Below are 3313 nucleotides of genomic sequence, written 5' to 3'. Positions count from 1 at the left end.
CCCATGGCATCGCCCACCTCCCTGAAAGTCAGGCAAATGTGTTACCCATGTCCCCGAACAGGTGTTACCCTTGTCTCCGGTCTGTACAGTGGGGAGGGATTAAGGGTGGGGGTCCCCGGGCTCAGGTCTTGGAGAATTGGACTCGTGGACCCCCTACCCCTCCCCACGAGGGGGAGGGAAATCCTAGAGCGGCATTGTGAAAAATTTCCGACAACCTCCCGCGCCGGGGGCCGAGGTCCGCCCCGGCGCTCAGATATCCGCGTAGCTTGCCGTCTCGGCGCCGCCGCCGGGGTGGGTGACGGCGCCGTTGACGGCGGGGCCTACTTGCTGAGCATATTTCCAGATGGCGCCGGAATTGTAGCCGTGGGCGCGCGGGGCCCAGGACTTTCGGCGTTCGGCGAATTCCGCCTCCGGCACGTTGCAGGAGAGCGTGCCTTCCACCGCGTCGATGGTGATGATGTCGCCATCCCTGAGCAGGCCGATGGGGCCGCCCAACTGCGCCTCCGGTCCCACGTGCCCGATGCAGAAGCCGCGGGTGGCGCCGGAGAAGCGGCCATCGGTGATGAGCGCCACCTTGTCGCCCATGCCCTGGCCATAGAGCGCCGCGGTGGTCGACAGCATCTCGCGCATGCCGGGGCCGCCGCGCGGGCCTTCGTAGCGGATGACCAGCACCTCGCCCTCCTTGTATTGCTTCTTCGACACGGCCTCGAAGCAGGCCTCCTCATTGTCGAAGCAGCGGGCGGGGCCGGAGAAGATCAGGTTCTTCATGCCCGCCACCTTGACGATGGCGCCCTCGGGCGCGAGGTTGCCCCTGAGGCCCACGACGCCGCCCGTGGCGGTGAAGGGATTGTTGGCGGGGCGGATCACGTCCTGGTCCTCGTTCCACTTCACGCCGGCCATGTTCTCGGCAATGGTGCGGCCGGTCACGGTGAGGCAGTCGCCGTGCAGGAAGCCGTGGTCCAGCAGCGTCTTCATCAGAAGCGGGATGCCGCCTGCCTCGAAGAGGTCCTTCGCCACATAGCGGCCGCCGGGCTTCAGGTCGGCGATGTAGGGCGTGCGCTTGAAAATCTCGGCGACGTCGAAGAGATCGAAGGCGATGCCGGCCTCATGCGCCATGGCGGGAAGATGAAGGGCCGCATTGGTGGAACCGCCGGAGGCGGCGACGACGGTCGCCGCATTCTCCAGCGCCTTCCTCGTCACAATGTCCCGCGGCCGGATGTTTTTCGCGATCAGCTCCATCACCTTCTCGCCCGCGGTGAAGCAGAAGGTGTCACGGATCTCGTAGGGCGCCGGCGCGCCGCAGGAATAGGGCAGGGCAAGGCCGATCGCCTCCGCCACGGTGGCCATGGTGTTGGCGGTGAACTGCGCGCCGCAGGAGCCCGCCGAAGGGCAGGCCTTCTGCTCCAGTTCGAGGAGGTCCTCATCCGACATCGTGCCCACCGAATGCTTGCCCACCGCCTCGAACACGTCCTGCACGGTGACGGGGCGGCCCTTGAAGGTGCCGGGCAGGATGGAGCCGCCATAGATGAAAACCGACGGCACGTTGAGGCGCAGCATGGCCATCATCATGCCGGGCAGCGACTTGTCGCAGCCCGCGAGCCCCACCAGCGCATCATAGCAGTGGCCGCGCATGGTGAGTTCGACCGAATCCGCAATCACCTCGCGCGAGACAAGCGAGGCCTTCATGCCCTGGTGGCCCATGGCGATGCCGTCCGTCACCGTGATGGTGCAGAACTCGCGCGGGGTGCCGCGGGCGGCGGAAACCCCCTTCTTCACGGCCTGCGCCTGGCGCATCAGCGCGATGTTGCAGGGGGCGGCCTCATTCCAGCAGGAGGCGACGCCGACGAAGGGCTGGGCGATCTGCTCGGGCGTCATGCCCATCGCGTAGTAGTAGGAGCGGTGCGGCGCACGCGACGGGCCGACGCTGACGTGGCGGCTGGGCAGCTTGGATTTGTCGAAGACAGGCTTGTCCAAAGTTCGTTCCTCCCGAATTTCACCCATCATACGGGAGTGGCGGATGGCGGCAAGATGGGCGAAGGCGCGAAGGGGGATCACAATGGCGTCAGGTGAAGCGGCGTCCGCTCGGGCCTTCGCCCGCCTCCTGGCGCGTGTTCTTTCCGTTCAGGCGATTCCGCCTGAACGGAACATGCGCCAGATCATAAGCCTGAGAATGATCTTATCGCAAAAGCGTTTCCACTTTTGCGGATCATGCTCCGGGCATGGGCGCCGATGGCATTGGGCGGGATGAAGGCGGCGGGCCGTCGCGGGGAGCGCTTCACGAGGCCTGGCCGAGGTTTTTCCTCAATTCGCGGATTCGGTTCGAGAGGGTGATGACGTTGTCGTCCGCCTCCGATTCGGCGATGTTGGCTTCCGCCAGGCGCTGCTGCCATTCGGCATCGAGTCTTTCGAGGTCGCGGGTGAGGTCGCCGGTCTGGCGCTCGGCCTCTGCCATTCTTTCGGCCAGTGCCTCGATCTCAGCCGCGATGGGCTGGGGCGCGTCGAAAACCAAGTCCTCAGGCGGCGGGGCTTTGGCGAGTTCCGTGAGCCGGTCGATTCGCTGGCGCAGGCGGGTTTCGGCATCGTCCACGGGCGGCGCGGCGTGGACGCGGGGCGCCTCCGGTGCGGGGCGATGGCGCGTGCGGGCGCGGACGGCCCGGGCCAGCTCCTCCTCCTTTGCAGCAAGGTTTCGGCGCAGCTCCTCTTCCCGGGTGTGAGCCTGGGTAAGGGCATGTTCCAGATCATGGATGCGCGTGGCGAGGTGGCGTGTCTCTATGCCGCGATTCTGTTCAAGCGATTCGAGATTGTTGAGGCGGTTGCGATGGCGGCTGACCTCCGCCATCTGCTCCGCCACCTGCAGTTTGGCGGTTTCGAGGCGGGCGCCCAGCCGCTGCGAGAGCATGGCATATTCGGCGCGCAGCCGGTTGCGCTCGGTCTGCAGCCCGACGAGGGAGGAGGGCACCTGGCGCTGCATGCGCCTGACGCCGACCCTGACGGCCGCCGCCCACAGCCCGCGCGCCATGAGCAAGGCGATCAGCGTCGCCACCGAGAAGCCCAGCACGATCAGCAATATCGTCTCGGTCCGAGACATCGCCCCCTCCGGCAGTCAAACGACAGTAGCCAATCGCCAGGGCGAATGCCAGCCTCAGGCGACCTCCCGCCCTCTCACCCTGAAATCGTGACGGCAGAATGGCCCTGCGCCAGATCAAAGCCTGAGCATGATCTTGTCGCAAAACCGGTTCCACTTTTGCGGATCATGCTCTGGTCATATGCCTGAGCATGATCTTGTCGCAAAACCGGTTCCACTTTTGCGGAT

2 protein-coding genes are annotated in these 3313 nt (G+C 65.8%); both read right to left on the bottom strand.

The window, feature by feature from the left end; genetic code table 11:
* Positions 1 to 249 precede the first annotated feature (249 nt).
* Positions 250 to 1974 carry a dihydroxy-acid dehydratase gene (gene ilvD / locus IOC69_RS04510; RefSeq protein WP_290542342.1) on the bottom strand — a complete coding sequence of 575 codons (1725 nt, stop codon included), beginning with the start codon at positions 1972 to 1974 and terminating at the stop codon, positions 250 to 252.
* Positions 1975 to 2275: 301 nt separating this feature from the next.
* Positions 2276 to 3088 carry a hypothetical protein gene (locus IOC69_RS04505; protein ID WP_290542341.1) on the bottom strand — a complete coding sequence of 271 codons (813 nt, stop codon included), beginning with the start codon at positions 3086 to 3088 and terminating at the stop codon, positions 2276 to 2278.
* Positions 3089 to 3313 lie beyond the last annotated feature (225 nt).

It is taken from the genome of Aestuariivirga sp., assembly GCF_020252405.1.
In the GTDB taxonomy this organism is placed as follows: domain Bacteria; phylum Pseudomonadota; class Alphaproteobacteria; order Rhizobiales; family Aestuariivirgaceae; genus Aestuariivirga.
This window is presented reverse-complemented; position numbering and strand designations above follow the sequence as displayed.